A 20,779-nucleotide genomic window follows, 5' to 3' on the forward strand; every position below is an offset into this window, starting at 1 on the left:
CGCCGTCGGCGGGCGGGGAAGCCACCTCAGGTCATACCCGCTCAGAGGTACAGACCGAAGAATTCCTCCGGATGATCCAGCAGCGGGGGCAGATCGTCGGCCGTGAGCGTGATCAGTTCGCTCTTGGTGGGGGCCTTCACGGAGGACTTGGCGGAGGATTTGGTGGTGGACTTGGCGGAGGATTTGGCGGACTTGTGGCCCTTGGTGCCCCGCCCGCCCTCTCCGTCGTTTGCGCTGCCGTCCTTGACAGCGGCGACGGCGGCGGACGCGACACGGTCGGCCTGGTTCGCGACGGCCACGTCCAGCATGTTGCGCATCAGGCGGCCGTTGCCGAACGACGGGCCGCGCGGCGCGCGGCGCAGCATCGTCCGCAGGACCTCCTCGGTGCCGGGGGCGAGCCGGAAGCCGTCCGCGGCGGCGAGCTGACCGAACACGATGATCAGCTCGTCGTCGGTGTAGTCGGGGAAGTGGATCTGCTTGGGGAAGCGGGAGTCCAGGCCCGGGTTGGCGACCAGGAACTCCGCCATCTCCTGCTCGTACCCGGCCACGATCACCACGAGGTCGTCGCGGTGGTCCTCCATCAGCTTCACCAGTTCGGCGATCGCCTCATGCCCGTAGTCGCCCTTCAGCGGCGACTGGGTGAGCGTGTACGCCTCGTCGATGAACAGGACGCCGCCGATCGCGCGTTCCACCAGCCTGCGGGTGCGGGGCGCGGTCTGCCCGATGTACTCGCCGACGAGGTGGGCGCGGGACGCCTCGACGAGATGCCCGGACGACAGCACCCCGAGCCGCTTGTAGATGCGGCCGAGCAGACGGGCCACCATCGTCTTTCCGGTGCCGGGGTTGCCGGTGAACACCATGTGCCGCGTCGGCGGGGTGATCGTCAGCCCGGATTCGCTGCGCAGCCGCGCCGCGTGCGTCCCGGCGACGAGCAGCGCGATCTCGTGCTTGACGGTGTCGAGGCCGGTGAGGTCGCGCAGTTCGGCGAGCGGGTTGCCGGTGGCCTGCGAGGTGTCCAGCGTCTCCGGGATGTCCTGCTTGCGGATGACCAGCCTGGCCTTTTGTGCCGCGGCCTTCGGTGACGCAGCCTTTGATGCCGCGACGCCCAATGACGCGGCTTCTGCTTCTACTGCTGCGGCTTGTAGTGACGCGGTTTGTGGTGACGCGGTTTGTGGTGACGCGGTTTGTGGTGACGCGGTTTGTGGTGACACGGTTTGTGGTGACACGGTTTGTGGTGCCGCGGCCTTCGATGTCGCGGCTTTTGCTGACGCGGCGCCCGATGACGCGGCTTCTTGCGACGTGGCGCCCGGTCCGGCGGCCGTCGACTCCGCGTCCGGTGTCATGCGCGCCCGGGCCGCGGCGACGGCCTGGTCGGCGAGGTGGGGGGCGAGGCGGGCGTTGCGGAGCGTCTGCATCGGCGGCGTCGCGGCCAGTAGCGCGCCCGCCGCCTCGACCGCCTGCCGGGTGCCGCGGGCGCCGCGGGCGTCCAGGGCGCGGCGGAACAGCTCGGCGTGGCCCTGCGCGGTGAACGGCCGGGTCCGCGCGATCCGGAACCGCTGCGGCAGGACGGGGTTGATGTCGCGGATCCGCTCCTCGCCGTCGGTGTCGCACAGCGCCACGAGGTGCAGGTCGGGGTGGACGGCCAGCAGCCGGTGCAGTTCGGCGGCGATGGCCTCCCCGTTGCCGGGGTCGGTGACGATGCCGTCGAGGCCCTCGATGATGAGAAGCCGGTCGCCGGCGCAGTCGCGGGCGTCGGCGTGGAGTTTGGCGACGGCGTCCGACAGCCGCTGGCCCGTGAACAGGTTGTCGGTGAGCCAGTGCGGGTCGCGGCCGAGCGCCAGGGCCTTGCCGAGTTCCTGCGCGGCGTCGCGCTTGCCGGTGCCGTCCGGCCCGGTGATCAGCAGCCGGACGGGTCCGCTGCCGCTGGTCAGCTCGTCCAGCGCCTCGACCACCTCGGGCTGCTCGACCAGCGACGTCGAGATCTCCGCCCGCGCGGAGGCCCGCCCGCCCTGCCGCGCCTCGGCGTCCCCGACCGGTTCCGGGACGCTCTTCAGCGTTTCGGTGAGCGGGTTGACGACGCGGCGGCGCGGCGCGTACAGGCGCCGCAGGTCGGTCTGGAACTGGCCGACGGGGATGCATTCGGCCTTCGGGAACCACGGGTCGCCGGGCAGGCCCTGGACGATCGCGCAGAACCGCATCGCCATGTCGAGCCAGCCCCGGCAGGCGTCGGCGGCGCCCGCGACCAGCGCCCGGACGAGCCACGCCCGCGTCCGCTCCTGCCAGGCGCCCGCCTTGAACCCGCGGCGTTCGGCGGCGAAGCGCTGCTGCAGCTCGCGGTAGCGGTCCTCGCCCAGCGCCACGGACAACTCCGCCGGGACGTGCTCCATGCTGCCCTGCAGGAGCAGCTGGATCAGGTGGACCTCGACGCTCTCATCGCGGGGCGCAGCCTCCGTCAGGTTCTCGTAGGACGCGAGCAGTCCCGCGCACACCCACTCCAGGTAGCCGACGGGGCCGAGCAGTTCGGGCAACGCCGTGACGATGTCGTCGCCGGCGTGCGCGTGCCAGTGCTCCCGCAGCTCCATCTTCGGCAGGTTCATGTCGCACACTGGCGCGTCGTCGTACAGCCGCAGCAGCGCCTTGCGGCGTTCCTCCAGCGGCTCGATGCCCTCCAGGACGGACAGGCAGTCGCGGGCCAGGTCGATCGCGAGTTCCCGGTCGGGGGCCTCGATCAGCCAGTCGACCGGCGGACGCCACCGGCCGCCGGGCGCGTCCCAGCGGGTCATCCGGGTGCTGAGCGGCCCCGGGTTGACCAGATGCCGGTACAGCAGCCGCTCGGGCAGCTGCGACCACGAACCCGCCTTGATCGCGCCGCCGCCGGGCAGGAACGCCAGGATGCCGAAGATCTCCGCGGTGACGAGCGCCGCCGGCAGCGTCAGCAGCTTGTGCTCGTCGGTCGTCAGTTCCGCGGCCCGCGGGTCGGCCGCCAGCCCGTCGATCCGCGCCGAGATCTCCTCGAACAGCCCGTCCGGGACGCGCCACGGACCGTGCGAGTAGACGTCGAGCACCGGCTCGTCGGTGAGCAGTAGCTCCAGATGATCCGGCAGCCGCAACGAAGTCTCCCCAAGAGTGATCAAAGCCGGGGTACAGCTTATGTTTCCCGAGGGAGTGCTGGCTTAGCGGTCACGCGGATCGGTGATATCGGACGTCGGTATCGGTCGTTGGTATCGGTCGTCGGGACCGGACGGCTGGTATCTGCCGGTCGGTATCTGCCGGTCGGTATCGGACAGCTGATATTCGAGGGGACGGGACGCTCAGGGGCGGCGGAGCGACTCCACGGCCATGCGGGCGGCGGAGCCGATGACGGCGTCCGCCTGCGGCAGGACGGCGATGGGCAGCAGCGACCTGGTGAACACCGCGACGGCGTACCGGCCCCCGTCCGGGTACTCGACGGCGCCGACCTCGTTGCGGAGGGTCGGCAGCGTCCCGGTCTTGCCGCTCACGACGACGTCGTCGTAGGGGAATCCGGACGACAGGCGGTGCGGCCAGACCTGGAGCCCGAAAAGCCGCCGCATCGCCGCGCACCCGCCGGGCGGCGCGGCCTCGTCCCGCCAGATCATCGACAGCAGCCGGGTCATGTCGCGGGGCGTGCTGCGGCTCGTGCGCAGCGGGTCGAGGGCGCGCAGCCGCGCCTCCACGCCGGGCTCGTCCAGCCGGGTCCACACGTCCGCGAAGGTGGCGGCCCCGGCGTCCTCAAGGAGGGTTTCGTGCAGTTCGCGCCCGCTGACCTCGACGACGGTGTCGCGGAGCCCGAGCGCGGCGGCCGTCGCGTTGACCGCGTCCCGGCCGACCCGGTCGAGGACGACGTCGGCCGCCGCGTTGTCGCTGACGGTGATCATCAGGAGGGTCAGGTCGCGCAGCGACATGCGGACCTCGTCCTGCATCGCCGATATCCCGGTCGGGCCGGCGGTGCGGTCCGGCGGGCGCAGCGTGACCGGCTCGGCCGGGTCGAGGACGCCGTCGGCGGCCTGCCTGTGGAACGTGACGAGCAGCGGCACCTTGAACACCGAGGCGAGCACGACGGGATCGTCGGCGCGGACCGCGACCTCCCGCCCGGTGTCCATGTCCATGACGTGCAGGAATCCGGTCACACCGGCGGAACGGAACTCCGCCTCGATGCGCTCGGTCACATCCACCCGGACGCCCCCCGACCCCCACGCCCCCGGCCCGCTCATGCCCGCCTGCTGTGAGGGGACGCCCCCCCACGATCCCCGGTTCGCTTCCCTCATGCCTGCCTCCTGTGGGGGGCGGCCCCCCGCGCTCCCCGGTTCGCTCCGCTCATGCCAGGAACCCCGAGGACGGGCGCGGGACGACGCGGCGGACCGGCGCACCGTCCAGCGGCGTCATGCCGGCCTCCCTGCGCAGGACGGCGGTCGCGACGGCGGTGAAGTCGGCGATCGCGCGGGCGTGCTCGGGATCGGCGGCCCGCCGCCACACGCACGACGTCCGCCACGCCAGCGGCTCGCCCACCAGCGGACGCCACGTCACGCCCGCGGTGTCGTCGACGCGGGGGACGAGGGCCACGGCCGTCCCCGCGAGGACGAGGCCCAGCGCGAACTGCGGGTGCCGCGCCTCGTGGACGGCGGCGGGCGCATAGCCGTGCCTGCGGCAGGCCGCCAGCAGTTCGTCGTGGGCGCCGGGCGACTCTTCACGCGGGGACACCACGAGGTCACGTCCGCCGAGGTCGGCGAGATGCACCTCGGGGGACGCGACGAGGGGCGAGCCGACAGAGTCAGCGTCGGCAGAGTCAGCGTCGGCAGAGTCAGCGCCGGTGGGGTCAGCGCCGGTGGGGGGAGCGGCGGCGGAGGCGGCGGCAGTGGCACGGCCGGTTGGGTCCGCACCGGCGAGTTCCGTGCCGATTGGGGTTGCGCCGGTCGGGGGCGCGCCGGCTGGGTTTGCGCCGGTCGGGTTTGCGCCGGTCGGGTTTGTGGCGGTCGGGTTTGTGGCGGCGGGCAGTAGCACGCCGAGCGGCTGGCCGAGCATCGGGCCGAGCTCCAGATCGCGGGAGTCGCACGGGTGCCGCACGATCCCGGCGTCCAGCGAGCCGTCCGCGAGCGCGCGGACCTGCTCGGCCGTTCCCGTCTCCCGCAGGTCGAGCCGCAGGTCGGGGCGGCGGTCCCGGAACGCGGCGATCAGCGCGGCGACGATCGGCCCGCCGAGGTCGCTCGGCAGGCCCGCCCGTACCGTGCCGACCTCGCCGAGCCTGGCGCGCTCGGCGACGGAGTAGATGCGTTCCACGCGGGCGAGGATGTCACGGGCCTCGTCCAGCAGCAGCCTTCCCGGGGCGGTCAGCCGCACCCTCCGGCTGGACCGGTCGAACAGCCGCACGCCGAGTTCGCGCTCCAGCCGCTGGATCCGCTGGCTCAGCGGAGGCTGCGCCATGCCGATACGCTCCGCCGCGCGGCCGAAGTGCAGTTCTTCGGCCACGACGACGAAGCACTGCAGATGCCCCACGACGTTCACGACCAGCGACGATATCAATTAACGTATCTCTCTGACACTGATATCAATCTTGGACATTCCGGGGTGCGGCTGGTGTTCTTGTGTCTTCATCCGAGGGGGCCCTGTTCAAGGGGGAAGGGAGTTCGATATGCGCCGATCCCGTGTGATCACCGCCGCGGCGGTCGCGGTGGTGGTCGTGATCGTGGGGGCGGGGGCGGTGTGGTTCTTGCGCCGGGGCGACGAGCACAGGGACGCCGCGGAGCGTTACCTCGCGGCTTGGAGCGGCGGCGACATCGCCGCGATGAGGGCCCTGACCGACGGTCCGCCCGCCGACTTCGACACGCGCGTCTCCGGCATGCGGGACGACCTGGGCGTCGTGCGCCAGCGCTACACCGTCGCGTCGGTGGGTGATCCCGACGGCGGCAAGGCGGGCGGGTCCTACACGGCCGAACTGACGCTGGCCGGGGACAGGACGTTCAAGTACGACGGGGCCCTGCCGCTCGTCGAGCGGGACGGCGAGTGGCTCGTCCGGTGGTCGCCGCAGGTCCTGCATCCGGCGCTCAAGGAGGGGCAGCGGCTGCGCGCGGCCCGCGCCTTCCCGGACCGTGCGGCGATTCTCGCGGCGGACGGCAGTGCGTTGAGCGGCTCGCCGTCCGGGTCCGCCCGGCAGCTCGCGGGGCCGCTCGCACCCGCGTCCGCCGAGGCGGCGAAGGAACTCGGCGCCCCCTACCGCGAGGGTGACGCGGTCGGCGCGGTCGGCCTGCAGAAGCAGTACGAGCGCCGCCTCGCCGGAACGCCCGCCCTCGCCGTGCAGATCGTCGACGCCGAAGGTGACGCGGTGAAGACCTTGCAGCGCTTCGGCGGCGTCGACGGCAAGCCCCTGAAGACGACCATCGACCCGGAGGTGCAGGCCGCCGCCGGCGAGGCGCTCGGCGACGCGAGCAAGCCCGCCTCCATGGTGGCGGTGCGTCCGTCCACCGGCGAGATCCTCGCCGTGGCGAACAAGCCCGGCGGGTACAACCGCGCCCTGATGGGCCAGTATCCGCCCGGCTCCACGTTCAAGGTCGTCACCGCCGCCGCCCTCGTCGCGGACGGCGTGGGCGTGAGCACGAAGGTGGCCTGCCCGGCCACCACCACGGTCGGCGGCCGCTCGTTCCACAACTACAAGCACGAGGACTTCGGGACGATCCCGTTCCGTGAGGCGTTCGCGCACTCGTGCAACACCACGTTCGCGCGCCTCGCCGTGGACAAGCTCGGCGAGAAGCGCCTCGTCGAGGTCGCGGGCCAGTTCGGCTTCAACGTCCCGATCATCGCCGGGCTCCCCGCCGTCCGTGCCGCGTTCCCCGACAACAAGGACGACACCGCGTTCGCGTCCGCGTCGTTCGGCCAAGGCAAGGTGCTGACGAGCCCGCTCAACATGGCGAGCGTCGCCGCGGCGGCGGCCGACGGCACCTGGCGTTCGCCCCGCATCGTCGACGCGGCCGTCGCCTCGCAGGCCGCCGACGCCGGAGGCCGCAAGCCCGTCCCGCCGAAGAAGCTGGAGCCGGCGGTCGAGAAGGCCCTGCACGCCCTGATGCCCGCCGTCGTCAGCGAGGGGACCGCGTCCGGTGTCGGCTTCCCGTCCGGGACGGCGGGCAAGACCGGGACGGCCGAGTACGGGTCGGGCGAGGAGCCGCCGACCCACGCCTGGTTCATCGGCTACCGCAAGGACGTCGCCTTCGCCGTCATCGTCGAGGGCGGCGGCACCGGCGCCGAGGCCGCCGCGCCCATCGCCGCGAAGTTCCTGAAGGCCCTCTGACCAGGCCCGGCAACGCCAGGCGTTTGGCGTGTGCACGGCGTCTGGCAAGGTCACGGCGTCTGGCAAGGTCACGGCGTCTGGCAAGGTCACGGCGTCTGGCAAGGTCACGGCGTCTGGCAAGGTCACAGCGTCTGGCAAGGTCACAGCGTTGGGCGGGGTCACAGCGTCTGGCAAGGTCACAGCGTTGGGCGGGGTCACAGCGTCTGGCAAGGTCACGGCGTTGGGTGCGGTCACGGCGTCGTCTGCGGGCGGGCACAGGCGGACAGCAGCGCGAGGGCGGTCAGCCCGGCCAGCGCGGTCGCCGCGCCGGCGGACCCGGCGTCGAAGAGCGCGCCGACGGCCAGGCCGCCGGCGAAGGCCACCATCCCGGCCAGGAACGACGACGTCCCGAGATACGCGCCGACCCGTCCGGGCGGCGCGTACTGGGCGACGACCTGGAAGATCGACGGCTGCAGGAGGCCCGCCCCCAGCCCGCTGAGGACGGCCGCGGCCAGCAGCCCCGCGACCTGCGCGCCGTGCCCGCCGCCGCCCAGTTCGGTTGCGTCCAGCGGGACGAGTGTCAAGTAGCCGGCGCCCGACAGGAACAGCCCGGCGCGGAGGACGCGGGGCCGGCCGGCCCGGCCGCCCGTGGCGCACCAGGGCTGGACGGCGGCGATCACGGCGGCGGCCACGCAGAAGAACACGGTCGCCCAGCCGGAGCCGAAGCCCTTCAGCGGGACGACGGTCGTGGTCGCGCTCGCGAGCAGCGTGGAGGGGGCGACGACCACGGCGAACCGGAGGAAACGGCGGTCCCGCCCCACCGCGCCGAGGCTCCGCGTCAGCGTCCGGGATGTCGAGGCGCCGGGCACGCGCGGGGCCGCGGGCAGCAGCAGGAAGAGCGCGGCGGCGATGCCCCACGCGGCCGCCGCGGCCGCCGCGAGGACGGGGAAGCCGCCGCCGGCCAGCAGCACCAGCCCGGCGGGCGGGCCGATCACCGCGGAGACGTGCCCGCTGATCAGGTAGGTCGCGTAGCCGCCCGGACGGCGCGCGGGCGACAGCCCCGCGACCAGTGACTGTGCGGCGGGATGGTAGAGGGCGCCGCCGACGCCGAGCAGGACGGCGGCGGCGACCAGCCCGGCGATGCCGTCCGCCGTGCCCAATAGCCCGAATCCGCCGGCGCGGACGACGCATGCGAGTGTCCCGGCACGGGGTGCGCCCAGCGCGTCCGTCAGCGCCCCGACCGGCAGCAGCAGCGTGTACTGGATGAGGAGCCGGGTTCCGAGAACCAGGCCGATCGTCCCGGCGGCCAGGCCGACGCCGTCGCGCATATGGGCGACGACGTGGCCGAACACGGCGTAGAAACCGAGGCCGATCGCGATCTGGACGGTGGCGATCACCAGGATGGTCCGGCGCTCGGCAGACCTCTTGCCGGGCGTATCCCCGCCGGGCGTTTTCCGGCCGGAGCTCTCGCCACCGGTGGTTTCCGCGCCGGTGGTTTCCGCGCCGGGGGACGGGCCCCGGGCCTGGAGGGGACGCGCGGAGGCGGTGGTGCGGCCCGGGACCATCGTGCCTCTAGCCGGCCGGCCGCAGGGCGCGGACCAGGACGGCGGTGGCCTTGGCGATCGCCGCGCCGTCGGCGGTGCCGTCCGCCGCCCGCCGGTTGGTCGTCACCACGATGATCAGCGGTGCGCCGCCGGACGGGGGCCAGGCGATCGCGGTGTCGTTCGCGGTGCCGTAGGTGCCGCCCGTGCCGGTCTTGTTGCCGGCCGTCCAGCCTTCCGGCAGCCCGGCGCGGATGCGGTCGGCGCCCGTCTCGGAGGCCTTCATCCAGCCGATCAGGCGGGCCCGGTCGGCGGGTGCCAGCGCGTCCCCGGCGGTGAGCGCCCGGAGGCTGCGGCCCCAGCTGCGCGGGACGAGGGTGTCGCGCCGCTCGCCCGGCCGCCAGTCGTTGAGCGCGGTCTCCCAGCGGTCATGCCGGCTGAGCCGGTCGCCGAGCGAGCGGAAGAACGCGGTGTGCGCCGCGGGGCCGCCGATCTGCTTCAGCACCAGGTTCCCAGCGGTGTTGTCGCTGACGGTGATCGCCGCGTGGCACAGTTCGGCGACGGTCATGCCGGTCTTCACATGCTTCTCGGTGACGGGGGAGTAGTCGACGAGGTCGGTCTCCTTGTAGCGGATGACACGGTCCATGAGGCCGGGGTCCGACCGGCGGGCCTTCTGAAGGACCGCGCCGCACACCACGGCCTTGAACGTGGACAGGAACGGGAAACGCTCGTTGGCACGATAGCCGACGGCTCGATCGCTGCCGGTATCGATCGCGTACGCCCCGATGCGTACCTGCCGGGCCTTCTCGATGGCGCGGAGCCGCGTGCTGACCGTGCCCTGGGAGGGGGCGGGACGGTCCGAAGCCGCATGCAGCGGAGCAGTCGCGCTCTGGGGAGTCGCGGTACTGCCCCCGGTTTCCGGGCCACCGCCGCATCCGGCGGTGGAGAGCAGGAGGGAGAGCGTCAGGCCGGTGGCTCCGAGGACGGTTCCGAGGCGGGTTGATCTCGTTCGCATGCGGTGAGCAGACCAGAGCCGTGGCGGCGATGTCCAATATTGATATTGGGCGATTATCGATATGCGCACTCATATGAATGCGGGTTGAACTGCGGACACGGCCGGTCTCACAGCCAGTCGCGGCGCTTGAAGAGCACGTAGAGGCCGATGCTGCAGACGACGATGATGATCGCGCTGGCGACGAAACCGGAATGCTCCGCCGAGCCGGGGAACGGAACGTTCTGCCCGTAGAAACCGGTGACGGCGGTCGGCACCGCGATGATCGCCGCCCAGCTCGTGACCTTCTTCATCACCTCGTTCATCCGGTTGCCCTGCAGGGCCAGCCGCGTCTCGAGGAGGTCCGCGACGAGGTCGCGCAGCCCGTCCGTCCACTCCGCGACGCGCAGCGTGTGGTCGTAGACGTCCTGGAAGTAGGGCACGAGCGGCGGCGTGACGAGCCGCAGGTCACGCCGGAGCAGCGTGTTCACGACCTCCCGCATGGGCAGTGCGACCCGCCGCAGCGCGGCCAGGTTCTTGCGCAGCCGGAAGCTGCGGTGCTGGATCTCCCTGACCGGGAACGCGTCGTCGAAGACCAGTTCCTCCACCGTGCCGACCTCGTCGTCGAGCGCCTCGACGGCCTCCAGTTGCAGGTCCACGACCAGGTCGAGCATGCCGTACAGCAGGAACGCGGCGCCGGTCTCGCCGAGTTCGCCGCCGGGGCTCTCGTCCCAACGGCGGATGAGCGCGTCGACGTCGAAGCCGCTGTCCTGCCGCACCGTGACCAGCGCGCGCTCGGCGAGGAACGCCGACAGTTCGTGCATCGTGAGTTCGGCGCCGTCCATCAGCGGGACGTACATGTTCAGGAACGAGTACCCCTCATAGCGGTCCAGCTTGGCCCGCTCATGCCGGGACACCGCGTCCTCCACCGCGACGGGGTCGAGGCCCAGTTCATCGGCGACGACGTGCAGGTCCTCCTGGCGCGGCCCGCACAGGTCGAGCCACACGACGACGTCCGGGCGCCGCAGATAATCACGGATGCGGTGGACGGGGAAGCCCTCCGCCTCGATCTCGCCGCCGCGCCAGGCCCGGGTCCGGGGTGCCGCCGTGCCGATGCGGTTCTCCGGATGCGCCTCGATATCGGTTTCGGACGGACGGGATCCCATCTGCTCCTTATACCCGTCTTCCTCCGCCCCGCGAGGAAGGCGGGCGCCCGGTCGACGGGGCCGCCGTCGAATCGCGGACGACGAGTTCGCCGGGGAGGACGCGGGGAGCCGGGCGGCCGCCGGCGAGGAGGTCGAGCAACGCCGTCATGCCCTGTGCGCCCAGCTCCTCCGCGGGGAGCCGGACGGTGGTCAGTTCGGGCTCCAGCGCGATCGCGAGCAGCACGTCGTCGAACCCGGTGACCGACAGGTCGGACGGGACGTCCAGGCCGCGCGCCCGCGCCGCCTTGTAGGCGCCCGCGGCGATCAGGTCGTCGTCGCAGACGAGCGCGGTCGGCCGGTCGGGGCCGTCCAGCAGCCGCCCGGCGGCGTCCTTGGCCGAGGCGACGTCGATCGCACAGGCGGCCCGGGTCAGGTTCCCGCCGGGCAGGGCCGCGACGGCGGAGGCGAGGGCGTCGGCACGGGCGTGGAACGTCCACTGGTCGACGGCGGCGGCCACATGCCCGATCCGGCGGTGGCCGAGGTCCGCGAGGTGCGCGGCGATCGCGCGCATGCCGTCGGCGACGCCGAAGTCGACCGTGGGGACGGAGCCGCCGGGCCGGCCGTCCGGGCCGCTGTCGAGCATGACCGCGGGCGTCTCCCGGAACTCGCCGAGCGCCTCTACCGCCATCGAGGACGCGAGGATCCCGTCGATCGCCTCGTCCGGTGCGGCGAACGGGCTGTCGGCGGGCCCGACCGCGTCGTCCGGCCAGGTCGAGACGACGACGCCGAAGCCGTGCCGTGCCGCGACCCGCGCCGCGCCCGTGTAGACCGGGCCGAAGAACGGCGCGGTCAGGGTCGGAACCATCAGCAGGACGGTCTGGGTCGTGCCGAGCCGCAGGTTGCGGGCCGCCAGGTTGGGCCGGTAGCCGAGGCGTTCGGCGGCGCCGCGCACGCTGCGCGCGGTGGCGGGCGAGACCCGGCCCCTCCACTTGCCGCCCAGCACGAGCGAGACCGTGGACTGCGAGACCCCGGCCTCCTGAGCCACGTCCTTGCTGGTGGGGCGGCCGACCAAGGACACCTGCGCCTCCCTGCGAAGCCGATCGGGACCAACCCGGAGCTGATCTAGACCAACCCGGGACTGGCCTAGACCAACACAGACTTTGATTCGGGACCAATTCAGACTAGAGCCGGACGCCCCCGAAGTGGTACGTATGACTCTGCGGGTAATACGTATGACTAGAACCATCCGGGGGTATTGATGCGCGGCTATGTCGTCTTCCTGCGGAGGCCGTACGCGGGAAGGCTGCTCGGCGGCACCCTCCTCGGCCGGCTGCCCAACGGCATGGGGATGCTCGCCGTCGTGCTGCACATCCGCGCGGACGGCGGCGGATACCCCCTCGCCGGGACCCTCGCCGCGGTCTTCGGCCTCGCGACGGCCGCGGGCCAGCCCGTCCTCGGCCGCGCCATGGACCGGCTCGGCCAGCCGCGGGTCCTGCTGCCGGCCGCGTGCACCGCCGCCGGCGGCTTCGGCCTCCTCGCCGCCACCGGCGCCGAACCGCTGCCGGTCGCCGTCATCGCGGCGGTCATCGCCGGGTTCGCCACCCCGCCGCTGGAGGCCGGGCTGCGCGCCCTGTGGCCGGACGTCTTGGACGGCCAGGAGCAGGTCGACGCCGCGTACGCGCTGGACGCCGCCGCCCAGGAGATCCTCTTCACCGTCGGCCCGCTGCTCGTCGTCGCCGCGGCCGTCGTGAACACCGAGGCGGCGCTGCTGCTCACCGGCGCGCTCGGCATCGCCGGGACGCTGGTCGTCGCGCTGTCCGGGCCGTCCCGCCGATGGCGCGGCGAACCGCGCGCCGCCGACTGGGCCGGGCCACTGCGGTCCCCAGGCCTACGGATCCTGCTGCTGTCGCTCGCCTGCGCCGGCATCGCGCTCGGCGTCTACGCCGTGGCCGTCGTCGCCTACGCCGAACGGTACGGCAGCGACCTGGCGTCCGGGCTGCTGCTGGCCTGCATGGCGGGCGGCGCGCTCACCGGCGGTCTCGTCTACGGCGCCCGGCCATGGACGGGCGAACCGCACCGGCGGCTGGCGTGGCTGCTCGCCGCACTCGCCGCCGGCTACGTCCCGCTCGTCCTCGCGCCCGGCCTGCCGGTCATGTCGGTGCTCGCGTTCGTCAGCGGCGTCTTCCTCGCGCCCGTGCTGGCGTGCAGCTTCGCGCTGGTCGACCGGCTCGCACCGAGCGGGACCGTCACCGAGGCGTTCGCGTGGGTCGTCGCGGCGGTCGGCGCGGGCGGCTCCGTCGGCTCCTTCGTCTCCGGCGTCGGACAGGACGTCGCGGGAGTCCCGGGCGCGTTCGCCGGGGCCGGTGCCGGCGGTGTCCTCGCCCTGGGGCTCTGCCTTCTCGGCACCCGGACGCTCCGTCCCCGCGCCGTGCCGGCCCTCACCGCCGAAGTCCCAGCCTGAAAGCGAAGCCCGGCGTGGACGCAAAGCCCGGCGTGGACGCAAAGCCCGGCGTGAGCGCGAAGTCGGCGTGAGCGCGAAGCCCGGCGTCAACGCGAAGTCTGGCTTGGACGCGTCGCCTCGACCCGCCTGGGCCGTCAGACCCAGGAGCGGAACCAGACCCGTTGGTGCCATTCCTCATAGGGGATCGTCTGGGCCGACAGGATCGGGTGGAAGTACGCGAAGTTCGCCAGTACCACCAGCAGGAACGCCCCGGCGGCCGCAGCGCCGATCAGCCGCCGCATCCCCGCCCCCTGGACGGCCTCCGGCCGGTGCGCACCAGGCCCGAACGAATCATCGGGATCAGGCGCATCGAGACCGGGTGAACCGGGGCCGTGTGAACCGGGGCCGGGCGAACCGGGGCTATGCGAATCGTCGTATCCGCGTTCGCCCGGATGGGCCGCGTGCGCGCCCCCCACCCCGGCAGGTGCGGGCCCGATCAGATACCCCAGCACCAGGACGATCGCCAGCACCATGAACGGGATCAGCGGCGTCGCGTAGAACAGGAACATCGTGCGCTCGCCGAACGCCGACGGGAACCAGCTCAGCCAGCCGGCGAGGAACCCGAGCAGGATCGCCCCGGCCCGCCAGTCCCGCAGCATGATCCAGATGAACGCGACGGCGATCAGCGAGACCAGCGCACCCCACCACAGCGCGGGCGTTCCGATCCCGAGGATCTCGCGGGAGCAGCGCCCCGCCTCGCCGCAGGCGTTCTTCGGCTCGGTGTAGAAGAACGCGACCGGGCGCCGCAGTATCGGCCAGTCCCACGGATACGACTGGTACGGGTGCTTGTCGTCCAGCCCGCTGTGGAAGCCGAGGATCTGCCCGTGGTAGCGCCACAGGTCCGGCAGGGCCTCGAACGGCCGCCACAGCGGGTTCGCGGACGCGTCGCCGCGGGCCCAGCCGCCCGGCCTGAAGATCCAGCCCCACCAGGTCGCCACGTAGGTCACCAGCCCCACCACGACGAGCTGGACGAACGCCGGAACCGCCTCCAGCAGCATCGTCCCGGCGAACGGCGCCCGGACCCCGGCCGCGCGGCGGGCGCCGTAGTCCCACAGCACCACCATCAACCCGAAAGCGGCGACGTAGAAGATGCCCGTCCACTTGGTGGCGCAGGCGAGCCCGAGGCAGATCCCCGCGCCGTACCGCCAGCCGTGCGCGAGGAACGGCCCGTGGAGCGAGGCGCCCCCCGGCTTGAGCGTGTTCAGGTGTTCCATCTTCTCGGCGAGCACGCGGCGGGATCGTTCCCGGTCGTTCACGAGGCAGGCGAACCCGGCGAGGACCCAGAACATCACGAAGATGTCCAGCAGCGCGGCGCGGCTCGTCACGAAGTGCAGGCCGTCCAGGGCCAGCAGCAGCCCGGCGGCGCAGCCGAGCAGCGTCGAGCCGGTCATCCGGCGGGCGACCCGGCACAGGATCAGCACCGACAGCGTCCCGACGACGGCGGGCATGAACCGCCACCCGAACGGCGTCGCGCCGAACATCAACTCGCCGATCGCGATCATCCACTTGCCGAACGGCGGGTGCGCGACGAACGCGGCGCCCTCGCCCCAGATGTCGGCGTGCCGGTCGGCGATCAGCATCTTGTCGGCGTTCTCGACGGTGTTGCGCTCCCAGCCGAACTTCAGGAGGGACAGCGCGTCCTTGGCGTAGTACGTCTCGTCGAAGACGACCGTCTTCGGCGTCCCCAGCCGGTCGAATCGCAGGTAACCCGCGAACAGCGTCACCAGCAGCGGGCCCAGCCAGGACAGCAGCGGGCTGCCCGGGATCGCGGGCGCCAGCCACTCCCGGAGCGGGGGCGGCCTGCGCCGGGACCCAACGGCCGGGGCGGGGACCAGATCCGTCGTCGCCATCCCGCGAGTTTATTGCGTCGCCCATGCCGTAAGGCGACTCGTGGGCTTCCGGGGGTCCTTCCGCTGGGAGAATGGGTGCGTGATGGGGACCCTGCTGCTCGCGGCGGCGCCGATCGGGCGGGCCGAGGACGCCTCCGCCCGGCTGCGGACGGCGCTGGCGGACACGCCGGTGATCGCGGCGGAGGACACCCGGCGGCTTCGCAGGCTGGCGGGCGACCTCGGCGTGCGGCTCGGCGCGCGCGTCGTGTCGTACTACGACCAGAACGAGAAGGCCAGGGCGGCCGAACTGCTGGAGGAGCTGCTGTCCGGGCGGGACGTCCTCGTGATCACCGATGCGGGGATGCCGGGGGTGTCCGACCCCGGGTACCGGCTCGTCCGCGCGGCGGTCGCCGAGGGGGTACCGGTCTCGGTGCTGCCCGGGCCGTCCGCCGTCACGACCGCGCTGGTGGTGTCGGGCCTGCCCACCGACCGGTTCTGCTTCGAGGGCTTCCCGCCGCGCAAGCCGGGCGAGCGGTCCCGGCGGCTGGCCGCGCTGGCCGCCGAACCGCGCACGATGGTGTTCTTCGAGTCGCCGCGGCGGCTGCCCGGCACGCTCACGGCGATGGCGGACGCGTTCGGCGCCGGCCGTCCGGCCGCCGTCTGCCGGGAGCTGACCAAGACCTACGAGGAGGTCCGCCGGGGGACGCTCGGCGAGCTGGCCGCCTGGGCGGACGACGGCGTCCGCGGGGAGATCACGCTGGTGGTCGGCGGCGCGCCCGAGCCCGAGGGCCTCTCGGATCCTGCCGACCTCGCGGCCGCCGTCGCCGCCCGGGTGGACGCCGGGACGCCCCGCAAGCAGGCCATCGTGGACGTCGCCAAGGAGAACGGCACCCCGAAACGCGTGGTCTACGACGCCGTCGTCCAAGCGAAGAAGTAGACCCGCCGGACGCGGGGCCCGACTTGAAGAACCGCGCGAGGCAATGCGGGGTGATGCGCGTAATCCGGGGGTAATGCGGGAAATCCGGGGAATACTAACTGGTCCGGGCGATGCGATCGGCTCGTCCGGGGAATGACTCGGGACAGCGACGCACGGCGGGCGCGGCACGCGCCTGGCGCGGCCACCCGTGGACGGAACACGGATCCATGGACGGCGACATGTGGGAGAGGGCGTCACCGAGGGGGTGATAGCCGTGCGGGAGGCATGGTCGAGCCATGAGACGTGGGCCTTCGAGTGCCTGAACTGCTCGACGACCTGGGACGAGGAGCTGGAGGTCCGTCACTGCGGTGACGGGCACGGGCACGAGGCCGTCATCTACGAGCGTGGTGGGCACCCCTGCATGACGCCCTGGATGGACCGCTGCTGCCCCACCTGCCAGAGCCAGAACGTGAAGGCGTTGTCCGTGATGCCGCGCAAGCGGGACGAGGTACCGAAGGCGCGCAGCGGCGACGACGTGGCGATGGTGTTCCACCTCCGCCGCCTGCACGCCTGGTAGACCACGCCTGGTAGACCACGCCTGGTGGACCACGCCTGGTAGACGCTGCACCCGGCTTCGCTGCACCCGGCTTCGCTGTCCCTGCGCGTCTACTTCGCCGCGACCTCTGGGACCTTGGGCTCGGCGGGCTCGGCCGGGGCCTCGGGCGTGTCCGGTGTCGCGGCCGTGTCCGAACCGGACCCGCGCCGCAGCCGGCGTCCCCAGCCGGCGACCGTCCCGCGGGCCTCTGGCGTGAACGCCATCCCGGCGGCGAGCGCCGCCAGCGGGACGGCGGGCAGCACGTACCGGTAGTCGAACTCGGCGGTGGCCGCCGGCGCCAGCAGCAGCCCGGTCGCGAGCGTCCACGGCAGCATCGCCTGGCCGCCGAAGCGGCGCCACAGCGGGACGAGCCCGGCGAGGCCGATGAGCAGGATGCCGCCGACCATCGTCCCGCGCAGGTAGAAGACGTCCTGGTAGCCGCGGGCGACGCCGCCGAACGGCTCGACGACGCGGGTCTCGGCGTCGCCGTTCTCGTACGCCTTCGCCTCGGCGGACGCGATCGAGTTGCCGTCCATCTTCCAGTCGGGCAGCGTCCTGCTGGTGGTCTTGCGGAACTCGTACTGCTTGTAGGTGTCCGGGTCGGGGAAGACCGTCCGCTCCCACCGGAAGACCCGGAGGAAGTCGTACGCGACCACCTTCAGGTAGTCGACGGGCTGCGCGACGATCGCCCGCTTGGCGAAGTCGTTGCCGAGCGCGTTGTTCTCGGGGCCGAACCGCGTGCCGGTGTAGCGGTTCAGCGGCGACTGGGCGTTCCAGATGCCGTCCTGCGAGTTGGGCAGCCGGTTCGCCGGCTCGGTGCACAGCGGGTACTCGCGCACCGGCAGGTCGTGCATCCGGTGGCAGTCGGCGAACTTGTAGACCCGCGCGTAGAGGAAGATCCCGTTGCTCTCGGTGATCGCGAACTTGTCGCTGTCGAGCTTGTACCAGCCCATGTAGGACAGCACGGGCAGCATGCAGGCCGCCAGCGTGACGCCCATGATCTTCCAGCCGCTGCGCCGGATCAGCATGTACACCAGCACGCCGAGCAGCACCGGCATCCCGACCGAGCGGGTCAGCCAGGACAGCCCGATGATCAGGCCGACCGCCGCCGCGATCCGCCAGGACGGGCGGTCGTGCCAGAGCAGCAGCGTGACCGCGCTCATCACCAGGAACATGAACATCGTGTCGGACAGCACCAGGTGCTCCAGCTGCAGCTGGTAGGCGTCCAGCAGGACCGGTGCGGCGGCGAGCGCGGCGCCCCAGCCGGGCAGCCGGAACTTGCGCCGCAGCAGCGCGTAGATCATCACGCCCATGGCCAGGCCCATGAGGTGCTGGAGGACGGCGACGAGCGCGAAGCTGTGGAACGGCTTGAGCAGGATGAGCAGGAAGGCGTAGCCGTCGGGACGCAGCGGGTGCGGGTACGGGTCGGTCGCGACGTGCAGGTAGTCGAAGCTGTCGTTGAAGTACATCACCGGCTGGTAGCCGAGCATCGCGATGACCCGGAGCAGCGCCGCTGTGGCAATGATCACACTGAAGGCCGGGTGCCGGCGTGCCAGCGTCCACAGCCCGCGGGCCCGCCGCCGGCGTCCGGAATCATCCGCGCCCTCGTCAGGCGTGTCGTCGCTTGTGCCAGGTCCGCTGCCTGTGCCGGGCCCGCCGCCGGTGTCCGCGGTGCGCACCGAACCCGATTTCGGGCCAGGCCCTGTAGGGGATTTCGGTCCGTCCTTAATGTCGCCGGCCGATTTTCCGGCGTTCTTCGTCCCGCCGGGCGTGTCGTGGCGTTCCGCGGTGTCCGCCACGCCCGGCCGTCCGGTGGAGGTGACCTCGGCGGATCCGTCCCCCGTGCCCGCGTCGTCGCCGCCCCCCGCGGCCCTGCGCGGCGCCGTCCCGCTCGACGCGGCCGTACCCGACGCGGCGTCGTCGCGTGCGGCGCCCGACGCCGTGCCGAGCGCCGTGCCCTGCGGCGATTCCCCCGCCACTGCCGCACCTCCCCTTCGGTGTCCGGCCCCCGGTCCGGTGGCACTGAGTTCTCCGGCGCGCGTCACAGCCGACCCAACCTTTCCGGGCCGCTGTGCCCGTATGCTTGACGTCCTAGCCTGCCGCCCGCGACCGTGGCGGAGAGGGTCTTTCGGTTGCAAGTGCGCAACACGATACGGGTGCTCTTGACGAGAGCGGCCATCATTACCCGTCCCCGGCAGGCATCATGAACTGACGACGGGCCGCCCCGCGGAACCCAAAAGATTAGTGGAAAACACCGCAGACGGTCACCAGGGGTAACGAAGGAGATCGCGTGGAACTCTCCGTAGTGATGCCATGCCTGAACGAGGCCGAGACGGTCGAGACCTGCGTCCGCAAGACGATCGGCTTCTTCGAGGACAAGGGCATCGACGGCGAGGTGGTCATCGCCGACAACGGCAGCACCGACGGCAGCCAGCAACTCGCCCGCGACGCCGGGGCGCGCGTCGTGCCGGTGATCGACAAGGGATACGGCAACGCCCTGATGGGCGGGATCGCCGCCGCGCGCGGCCGGTACGTCGCCATGGGCGACGCCGACGACTCCTACGACTTCGCCACCCTCGGGCCGTTCCTCGACGAACTGCGCGACGGCGCCGACCTCGTCATGGGCAACCGCTTCAAGGGCGGCATCGCCGACGGGGCCATGCCGCCGCTGCACCGCTACCTCGGCAACCCGGTGCTCAGCTTCGTCGGCCGGCTGTTCTTCGGCAGCAAGAGCGGCGACTTCCACTGCGGCCTGCGCGCCTTCGACAAGGACGCGATCCTGCGCCTCGGGCTGCAGACCGGCGGCATGGAGTTCGCCAGCGAGATGGTCGTCAAGGCGACCCTGCAGGGATACGACATCCGCGAGGTCCCGACGACGCTGTCGCCGGACGGGCGGACCCGTGCCCCGCATCTGAACACCTGGCGTGACGGATGGCGTCATCTCCGCTTCCTCATGCTCTACAGCCCGCGCTGGCTGTTCCTTATCCCCGGTCTCGTCTTCATGACTCTCGGACTCGTCGCCGGGATCGCGCTGTCGACCGGCCCGGTCACCGTCGGGGAGATCGCGTTCGACGTCGACACCCTCGTCGGCGCCGGCGCCGCGCTGGTGATCGGCTTCCAGGCGGTGCTGTTCGCGCTGCTCACGAAGGTGTACGCGATGCAGGAGGGGTTCCTGCCGCACGACAGCCGCGTCCAGAAGATCATCGATTGGTGGAGCCTGGAACGCGGGCTGCTGCTCGGCGGGCTCCTCGCGGCCGCCGGTCTGGCCGGTCTCGTCGCGTCGCTGCTGCACTGGCGGGTCAACAGCTTCGGCGAACTGGACCCGCGCGAGTCGCTGCGCATCGTCGTGCCCGCCGCGACCGCGCTCGTGATGAGTTTCCAGGCCATCTTCGCCTCGCTGTTCGTCAGCATCCTCGGCATCCGCCGCCGCCAGCACCCGCCGCTCACCGACGCGGCCGAGGAGGCCGCCGGTGTCGTGGACGCCGCCGCGCAGAAGGTCGCCAAGGGCGAGACCGAGGAGCCGGAGACGGGCGCCGAGCGGGCCGAGAAGACCGAGGCCGGGAAGGCCGTGGCAGGGAAGAGCGCAGCCGGGAAGAGCGCAGCCGGGAAGAGCACGGCCGGGAAGAGCACGGCCGGGAAGAGCACGGCCGAGAAGGTCTCCGCAGGGAAGGTTCCCGCCGGGAGCGCCGCCGTGAAGACTGGCGCGCAGACGTCCGAGGGCGACGGCGACGAGGACGGCACGTCCGGGACCTGACGGCCGTCCGCCGTCAGGTGCTTCGGCGGTGACCGTCACGATCTGAAATGTGTCGGGACGTTGTGTCAGACGCTGTACCGAGATGCTGTGCCGAGATGCTGTGCCGAGATGCTGCGTCGGGGCACTGCGCCGGGACACTGTGCCGCTACACATCGTGGTCAATGCCGATAAGTCGCTGAGTGTTCCTCGGCCCGGGACCGGTGCCCCGCCCGGGCTGTGCCACGCTTGACTC

The 20,779-nt window shown here is 72.2% G+C and carries 14 protein-coding genes; 5 read left to right on the forward strand and 9 right to left on the reverse strand.

The features are described from left to right. Window positions 1-41: 41 nt before the first annotated feature. The 3 genes from ACTWPP_RS25430 to ACTWPP_RS25440 form a co-directional block, all read right to left on the reverse strand. Window positions 42-3,110 (reverse strand): AAA family ATPase, encoded by a 3,069-nt coding sequence (locus ACTWPP_RS25430; protein ID WP_443106857.1) that lies wholly within the window; start codon window positions 3,108-3,110, stop codon window positions 42-44. A 201-nt stretch (window positions 3,111-3,311) separates the two neighbouring features. Continuing rightward, window positions 3,312-4,286, reverse strand: coding sequence for a serine hydrolase (locus ACTWPP_RS25435; RefSeq protein WP_443106858.1), 975 nt, complete (start codon window positions 4,284-4,286; stop codon window positions 3,312-3,314). Between the two features lie 49 nt (window positions 4,287-4,335). Then, window positions 4,336-5,520 (reverse strand): LysR substrate-binding domain-containing protein, encoded by a 1,185-nt coding sequence (locus tag ACTWPP_RS25440; RefSeq protein ID WP_443106859.1) that lies wholly within the window; start codon window positions 5,518-5,520, stop codon window positions 4,336-4,338. A gap of 127 nt (window positions 5,521-5,647) precedes the next feature. On the opposite strand from ACTWPP_RS25440, the gene ACTWPP_RS25445 reads away from it, so the two are divergent. Beyond that, window positions 5,648-7,297 (forward strand): penicillin-binding transpeptidase domain-containing protein, encoded by a 1,650-nt coding sequence (locus tag ACTWPP_RS25445; protein WP_443106860.1) that lies wholly within the window; start codon window positions 5,648-5,650, stop codon window positions 7,295-7,297. Between the two features lie 230 nt (window positions 7,298-7,527). On the opposite strand, the gene ACTWPP_RS25450 is transcribed toward ACTWPP_RS25445, so the two are convergent. From ACTWPP_RS25450 to ACTWPP_RS25465, 4 genes are all read right to left on the reverse strand, one after another. Beyond that, the gene (locus tag ACTWPP_RS25450; protein ID WP_443106861.1) at window positions 7,528-8,841 is read right to left on the reverse strand and encodes an MFS transporter; all 1,314 of its coding nucleotides are present in this window, start codon (window positions 8,839-8,841) and stop codon (window positions 7,528-7,530) included. Window positions 8,842-8,848: 7 nt separating this feature from the next. Beyond that, window positions 8,849-9,832: a class A beta-lactamase gene (gene bla / locus ACTWPP_RS25455; protein WP_443106862.1), complete on the reverse strand. Its 984-nt coding sequence runs from the start codon at window positions 9,830-9,832 to the stop codon at window positions 8,849-8,851. 107 nt (window positions 9,833-9,939) lie between these two features. Continuing rightward, window positions 9,940-10,974: a magnesium transporter CorA family protein gene (locus ACTWPP_RS25460; protein WP_443106863.1), complete on the reverse strand. Its 1,035-nt coding sequence runs from the start codon at window positions 10,972-10,974 to the stop codon at window positions 9,940-9,942. A 7-nt stretch (window positions 10,975-10,981) separates the two neighbouring features. Beyond that, complete coding sequence (locus tag ACTWPP_RS25465; protein ID WP_443106864.1) at window positions 10,982-12,031, reverse strand: LacI family DNA-binding transcriptional regulator; 1,050 nt, start codon at window positions 12,029-12,031, stop codon at window positions 10,982-10,984. A 180-nt stretch (window positions 12,032-12,211) separates the two neighbouring features. Here ACTWPP_RS25465 and ACTWPP_RS25470 point away from each other — a divergent pair, with 180 nt between their 5' ends. Further along, on the forward strand, window positions 12,212-13,414 hold the full coding sequence (locus ACTWPP_RS25470; protein WP_443106865.1) for an MFS transporter: 1,203 nt from the start codon (window positions 12,212-12,214) through the stop codon (window positions 13,412-13,414). Window positions 13,415-13,548: 134 nt separating this feature from the next. Here the strand turns inward: ACTWPP_RS25470 and ACTWPP_RS25475 are convergent, their stop codons facing one another. Beyond that, the gene (locus ACTWPP_RS25475; protein WP_443106866.1) at window positions 13,549-15,303 is read right to left on the reverse strand and encodes a dolichyl-phosphate-mannose--protein mannosyltransferase; all 1,755 of its coding nucleotides are present in this window, start codon (window positions 15,301-15,303) and stop codon (window positions 13,549-13,551) included. A gap of 82 nt (window positions 15,304-15,385) precedes the next feature. Between ACTWPP_RS25475 and rsmI the strand changes: the two genes are divergently transcribed. Further along, window positions 15,386-16,219 carry a 16S rRNA (cytidine(1402)-2'-O)-methyltransferase gene (rsmI, locus tag ACTWPP_RS25480; RefSeq protein ID WP_443106996.1) on the forward strand — a complete coding sequence of 278 codons (834 nt, stop codon included), beginning with the start codon at window positions 15,386-15,388 and terminating at the stop codon, window positions 16,217-16,219. 220 nt (window positions 16,220-16,439) lie between these two features. After that, window positions 16,440-16,775: a hypothetical protein gene (locus ACTWPP_RS25485; protein ID WP_443106867.1), complete on the forward strand. Its 336-nt coding sequence runs from the start codon at window positions 16,440-16,442 to the stop codon at window positions 16,773-16,775. Window positions 16,776-16,864: 89 nt separating this feature from the next. Here the strand turns inward: ACTWPP_RS25485 and ACTWPP_RS25490 are convergent, their stop codons facing one another. Further along, the gene (locus ACTWPP_RS25490) at window positions 16,865-18,772 is read right to left on the reverse strand and encodes a hypothetical protein (protein WP_443106868.1); all 1,908 of its coding nucleotides are present in this window, start codon (window positions 18,770-18,772) and stop codon (window positions 16,865-16,867) included. Between the two features lie 311 nt (window positions 18,773-19,083). On the opposite strand from ACTWPP_RS25490, the gene ACTWPP_RS25495 reads away from it, so the two are divergent. Further along, window positions 19,084-20,547, forward strand: a complete 1,464-nt coding sequence (locus ACTWPP_RS25495) for a glycosyltransferase (RefSeq protein ID WP_443106869.1) — start codon at window positions 19,084-19,086, stop codon at window positions 20,545-20,547. Window positions 20,548-20,779 lie beyond the last annotated feature (232 nt).

The organism is Actinomadura sp. 3N407, assembly GCF_052245875.1.
Lineage (GTDB): Bacteria > Actinomycetota > Actinomycetes > Streptosporangiales > Streptosporangiaceae > Spirillospora.